The organism is Pseudomonas jilinensis, assembly GCF_003586265.1.
GTDB classification, from domain to species: Bacteria; Pseudomonadota; Gammaproteobacteria; order Pseudomonadales; family Pseudomonadaceae; genus Halopseudomonas; species Halopseudomonas phragmitis.
In genome coordinates this window covers 1-5,664 of record NZ_QJSA01000030.1, presented here as the reverse complement: position 1 = coordinate 5,664, position 5,664 = coordinate 1, and the positions used below count along the sequence as shown (strand labels likewise).

The following is a 5,664-nucleotide window of genomic DNA, read 5'->3' as shown; positions in this document are numbered from 1 at the left end:
CCAGACTCAGTACGTTCATCGGCAGCCCCTGGCGGTCGGGTGTGGTGTTGATGTAGGCATCGAACTCATGGAACGGCGCACGCTGTTCGATCACTTCACCACGGCGATACTTGAACACCGTAATCATGCCGGTACGACGGTTGAGTTCCCACTTGGGGCCTTTGCCGGGTTTGGCCCAGAGACGGGGGAATTTGTGGATGACCAGGGAAGCAAGGCTCCATGCGAAGATACATGGCAAACCGATATAGAGAAAAAGAACTTGAAAACTAAAAATGAAGTTTTCCAAGAACCCTCCTCTGTCTATAAAGCCACTTGTAAGAGCCACCAAGAACCCAATCACTAAAAACATAAAGAAACCAACCTTACCCAACGCATGCAAAAACAACCAGAACTGAGAGCGTTTAGCCCACGGAGCATGCCGATAATGCTCATGATCACAGCGGTCATGAAAATCTATCTTTTCCATCGGCTTGGGTTTGTAAGCTCCCTTAGCTTTCAGCTCATCTCGGCGTTTGTACTCTTGCTCCCAATAGCGCAAGCTTTCCGGCTCTGGACGCATATAGGTATCAGGCACAACCGCCTGAGTATTGCCCCAGGGCAAGCGCTGCCCTGCCAGACGCTTGAGTCCCGAGCGCGACCTGGCCGGCCTTTGGCGCTGCAGATTAGTGGGTGAATAGGCCGTAGCGGCATAACTGGATAGGCTCATCAGCCGGCGACTCCTGTGGCGGCATGGGACTCTTGATCAGCCCACAACAGTTGATTGGTTCTTGTAAAGCAGGGCTCCTCGTATCGTGCCGGATCAACAGGCTTCACTTTGGGCTCAGGTGCCGGGAATACCCAGGACTTATCATGCCGAGGATCCTTCAGCCTGAACTGTGCCCTGACCTCCCAATGGTACTCATCATAATCCTGGAAAGGGTGGCTTTGCCGCGTATTTGCCGGCGTATTGACATAGACAACCAGAGTATCGTCAACATCATGCTGGAATAGCGGATGACTCATGCTGGGTAGTGGCCTGAGCGTGGCCCTGCTACTCAACCCCAGGCTACCATGACCATAACGCACTTCATTACGCATCAGTTGACATCTAAAGATTAGACTTTGACTGCCCAACTGGGCCGCCATGCCCTTGATGTTGGAGCGTACTGAAATGCAGGTGTTGGCACGCAGCTTCAAGGCATCCGGGGAGTCACTGCCATCATTCAGTGCGGCGGGATCATATTCAGGGTTTTCATCAATTTGAATCCTTATGCCGGCGAACAGGCCGACCAGACGATAAAACGACTGATCTGGGTCTCTCAAGTAATGTTGACTGCCCGTGCCAGAACTCTCTCCAGCAAACGCACTACCTGCGAGCCAGTCTTCGAAGGGCGTATTGCTGAACAAGGCAACTACCGCAGCCCCACCAATAATCAATACCAAAGCCGCGAGGCCTACAGGCCCCAACAGAGACGAGCCAGCCAACAGCGCCCCCCCAGCGGCCAGCAGACCACCAGCAGCCATCATGCCATGCCCCCAGACTGCGTTATCAGACCATCGAGCGGCATGAATGGCATCTGACACACTTAAGCCAGCAAAAACCAGACCTGCTGTAACCTGCCCCAACAAACGTACTGAAATTTCCTTGGCCAAATGCGTGGCAAGCCTCATCCCCACAATCCGCCCCAACCTTTGCTCTGACAATGTTACAAATGGGCGGCCAGCAGCACTAAGAATAGACTGGTTGCTTACCAGCTTGCTCGTCAGAGCCTCAAGCGCGATCATTAGGTCAGCATAAGCAGCAAACATTCCTACCTTTAGCCTTCCCTCCCCTCGCTCCAAGCCAATCTTCTCAGCCTCCTCGATAGCCACACGCACATTCCAAATCTCCATCATCAACACCACTGCGGAGAAGGGTTTACTGTTCAGCACTCGGGCCGCCAGCCCCTCTCTTGCCCGTCTGAGATTGTCAGTCGCACGCTGCAAGTCCGCCCCTAACTGTTCAGCACTTGCGCGTGAGGCAAGCAGTGCCGAACTGGCCAATGACTCTTGGTGAATGGCCTGATTTAGTTGACTAAGAATGCCTGCGGTTTCGCTATTACGAGGTATAACAAAATAAGTGCCGGCCTCCGGGGCAATTTGCATCCCTGCCCGGCGAGCAGCTGTACCGTTGGTCATAGCCAGAGGCTTGCCATCGCGGTCCAGATACCTGCCAAACATTTTTCCCTCGGCCTCCTGAATATTCACTTCCGGCAAATCTTCAAGCCCCAAGAGATAGTAATCGGTGATTTTTTTGTTCCCAAGGTTCCCTATACGCACAAAAAGAGCATTATCAAAGGCTCTGGGCATTGTCTGTCGCAGATGCTCGGCATTCATGCCGTGCAACTGGATACTCATCGCACGGCCTCTAGCACCCAGCTCAGATCGCTGACGGCTCTGGTCTTGACGCGCACGGTCAATATCAGCCTGGTGCCCAGCCATGGTGCGGTTGTTGTCAATCGTCTGGTTGGCCAGATTGGCAATGCCGTTCTCAGCAGCCAGAACAGCGCCGCTCAATATTTCATTGATTTTGGACAGCACCGACATCCCGGCCTTGAAAATTTTATGTGCCGTAAAACTGTCCTGTAAGGTGCCGCTGCTCATCAAAGAAGCCAGGGTGATGCCATCCAGTGTTTCAGTATTTTCATCAGGGGAGTCCTGCTCTTCCAGGCTGGCCAGCGCTGTTGCCCGGAAACGTCCATCGCCAGCGTTAGGCTCTTCTTGAGCAGGCCGTTGATAGGCAGCAAAGAGCTCCTCCTCCTTGAGTTCCGGCCAGAGCATGACGTGCAGGGGGTGAGTCGCCCTATTGGCAACTTCCCGCATTAACTGCTGCCCCGGACTGCGGCCCGTGCGATGCAGGCGCGCACCCGTAACAGCATTGTGGATGTCGCCATTGATAGCCAACGGATCAAGTTGCGCCGGCGATGTAACGATGCTGGCCATCAAACGAACCGCAGAAAACATGGCTGCCTGATAATCAAATTGATCCAGACTCAGGTGATCAGCCAGGCACTGCTGGTACTGCTCAGACTTCAATCCATCAGTCAAAATCTGCTGGGCGTTGTCCAATTGTTGCCAGACATAGGCTCGCTCGGCCGCAGCGGAGGCAACGTTGATTTCACGTTTGCCGCGTTCACCCAATTTGCTTTGCAGGCTTTGATGCAGTGGGTTACGCCCACCGCCAATAGAGGGTGGTACCGCCAGATTGTGCAACAGTAAAGCACTGGCATGATGCGGGTGTTCAATGGCAAGGCGTACACAGATTTTCAGCAGCTCTTGCAGACAATCAATGCGCGCGTGCAGGTGGCGCATACGATGCATGGAGTCCGGCAACAGCACGGCATAAAGCTGCCGATCACGCACCGATTGCAGCACATCTGACTGCGCTTCCTGGGCCTGCCAAAGCTTTTCTGCATCGTCGTCAATACTGCCTGCATCACTTCTCACATAAAAGCCACGCCATGCCTCTGGCTCAAACTCCGCAGGCGGATCAACAGATTCCCCTGCTCGCCAAACATCTGCCGTCTGGCGGGTAGATGCCATAGCTTGTTCCGGGTAGCCACCGCTCAAATCGCAGAGCATGAGTGCCGGCTGATCAAGCAACCATTCATGCGCAGGCTGACGCTGGCGCTGGGGAGGACAAAGGTTAACCGGGAAAGTAAACAACTCCATACGGTAACGTGTGGTACCAGCATTGGAAGCAATACCGGAACCACTGCCCACAAAAGTTTCCAGCATTGTCTTGCCATCTGGGCTGTCTGCCCAACGCCGCTGCCAGACCGGCTCGGACACCAAAAGGTTGGGGCTACGGGTTCGCGACGACAAGCGCATTTCATGACTTTCCAAATACGCCAGGCGGGCCGAGTTGAGCTGCACCTCGGAGAACATCAACTGAACAGGCCCCGCCCTGCGCCCATTCCACTGCGCCGGTAGCCAGATATCTTCAAGTGCGACACCGGTAGCTTCGCGCTTTCCAGAAGCAAAGCCCCGCTCCCCTCGGCGATAACTTTCCACATCAATGTCATGAAAGTATGTGCCAGTATCGGTAAAGCGCACTTCCAGTTCGCGCCAGAGCTTCTGCCTATAGAACACATATATGTAACCGCTACGCACCAATACTGGTATTCCCAAGTCATTGGGCCGGCGAATTCCGGGTAGAGCAGTACAGGGCACTACAGGGACAATTTGATTCAGCTGGGCTTCATCCTGGCGCGCAGTTACGCGCAAATCGCTCAGCAGGGGCAAGCGGATAGGCTCCCCTGACTCACTGGCGATTTCAAGATATAGCGTTTCACCTGGCTGCTCATCCCAATCCCAGACTTTCAGCAGGCTGGATACACCTTCGCCAGAAATGCTTTCCTCAACCGCTGCTGCGGTCACAGCCTCCAGCGGCTGCCCTTGCGCATCGCAAATCAACAGCTTCTGGCTATCAGGGTGTTCCTTGCCTACAATTTCGACGATCAGTTTGTCTGGCTCACAGGCCGGACCCTGGTCGAGAATACAGACCTTGTTACTCATCCTTGCTGCTCTCCTTGCGCAACTACCCGGCTATCCAACCAGGCGTTCAGCGAATTCTGCTCGTTATGTCCAAGCGCAACCCCAGCCCTTACCCAATCCAATACCTGTGAAACCGGATAGCCTGAGCGTTGTTGTAGCCAGCGCCAGGCGAAGTGCTCGTAACCTTGGTCAACCAGTCGCTGCAATTGTTCATCGTCAAGTGCCAACAACTGATCCGACACCGACTTGCCCACGGCATCATCATGTGTCAGCAGATGCCACTCCTTTCTCCCTTCAGCTTCATCAGCCCAGGTTCCGCCAAACCAGGCTATGGCACTGACAGGGCCCAACCAGCGCGCTTGCAGCGCTCCCGTGCAGGTAGGCAGCAGGTAGCTCGCCACCCGAGGGTCGTAATAACGCAACAGGGCCTTGCGCTTCTGGAGGAACGACGCCTCTAGCAGGCTCCTCAAGTGGTACAACAGCTCAGCGCGCGCAGCACAACTGGCTACAAGCAGGCCGTCATATTTCCGGGGGTCGTCTGCAAGCACACTTAGCATCCCCCCGCTGCTCGAAGAAAGTTTGAACAAAATAGGGGACTGGCTGGCCTGAGCCGCAAAAGCAGTACCTTCGAACAGTTGAACCGGATCAGGCTCTGACTCGCATTGATACAAGGTCTGCAGCAATCCAGTCTGCGGCTCCGCCAACCAGTAGATATCACCTTGTAACAGCGGCATCTGCCCCATTCGCTGATAACCCATACTCCTAAACCCCACTGGCTTTGCGGCAAGGGCAGTCGGCCAACGGGCACTGAGCCGGCGTGCCGCCCTTGGGCTTTTGGCAGAGTTCAACAAAGGGACTGCTTCCCTTGCGTGCTTCTTTGAGCCTGAAGGACAACAGACCGCCCGCCTCATCCGACTCTGCCACCGCTGTATCACCCGGCAACTTTGGCGCAGCCCCACTACCCGATCCCGCGCTACCGCCGGAGTTGATCTTGACGCTGGGGCCGACCAGGGTGACGCCGCTGGGGTCGAGCTTGACGAAGCTGCCGCCGACCTTGAAGGTGATCTCGCTGCCGGCCTCCAGTACTACTTTCATGCCGCTGGACAGGTGGATTTCCTGGCCGGCTTCGATGAACTGCCCCTGACCCAG

Annotated in this window: 2 protein-coding genes and 2 pseudogenes; all 4 read right to left on the bottom strand. The window is 55.1% G+C overall.

The annotated features are described in order from the left end of the window. Window positions 1–706 (bottom strand): annotated as a pseudogene (locus C2846_RS18595) (hypothetical protein); the annotation flags it as partial. Then, window positions 706–4,536, bottom strand: a complete 3,831-nt coding sequence (locus tag C2846_RS18345) for a hypothetical protein (RefSeq protein WP_119702179.1) — start codon at window positions 4,534–4,536, stop codon at window positions 706–708. The gene C2846_RS18345 and the pseudogene C2846_RS18595, both read right to left, overlap by 1 nt. After that, window positions 4,533–5,249 (bottom strand): DUF4123 domain-containing protein, encoded by a 717-nt coding sequence (locus tag C2846_RS18340; protein ID WP_165443865.1) that lies wholly within the window; start codon window positions 5,247–5,249, stop codon window positions 4,533–4,535. The genes C2846_RS18345 and C2846_RS18340 overlap by 4 nt, the downstream gene beginning before the upstream one ends. 28 nt (window positions 5,250–5,277) lie before the next feature. Continuing rightward, window positions 5,278–5,664: pseudogene (locus C2846_RS18900) on the bottom strand (DUF2345 domain-containing protein); the annotation flags it as partial.